Source organism: Acinetobacter sp. AL9 (assembly GCF_041464035.1).
Lineage (GTDB): Bacteria > Pseudomonadota > Gammaproteobacteria > Pseudomonadales > Moraxellaceae > Acinetobacter > Acinetobacter towneri.
This window is the reverse complement of sequence record NZ_JAYFSK010000174.1, coordinates 1-472: the sequence shown is the minus strand read 5'-3', so window position 1 is coordinate 472 and position 472 is coordinate 1. Positions and strand designations below refer to the sequence as shown.

The following is a 472-nucleotide window of genomic DNA, read 5'->3' as shown; positions in this document are numbered from 1 at the left end:
TTTGAGTTAAATGGTCAATGTTGGCTTAAAGTGCCGAGTCTAGTCCCTCGACAAACCATTAAAATTCCACTAAACACCACTGTTGATTTTGCGCCACAAGGCACACTTAGAATCATTCTAAAAAACGGTAATGTTGAAGTTCACTCAACTTATGATGCAGTTGAAACACAGGATTGTGGTCAGGAAACCGTAGGTGTTGATAAAGGTTATTCAGAAGCCTTTGTGGATTCTGATGGTGAAGTATATGGCAATGGTTTAGGTAAATTGATCTCAAGTGAATCAGACTACCTAAATCAAAAGTACAAACGTAGAAATAAGCTCAGAGCGATTTCTAAAGCCAAACCGCACAAGAAACAGAAAATTGAGTTAAATAATCTAGGTCGAAAAAAACTAGATAAGCGACAAGATACTCAAAAAGCAAAGCTCAAAACATTAATATTTACAGCAACTCACAAGTTGGTTGATAAAGCCA

The 472-nt window shown here is 36.7% G+C and carries 1 pseudogene; it reads left to right on the top strand.

Going from position 1 to position 472, the window contains the following annotated elements:
- Positions 1-472: pseudogene (locus ACEO2X_RS14170) on the top strand (RNA-guided endonuclease TnpB family protein); the annotation flags it as partial.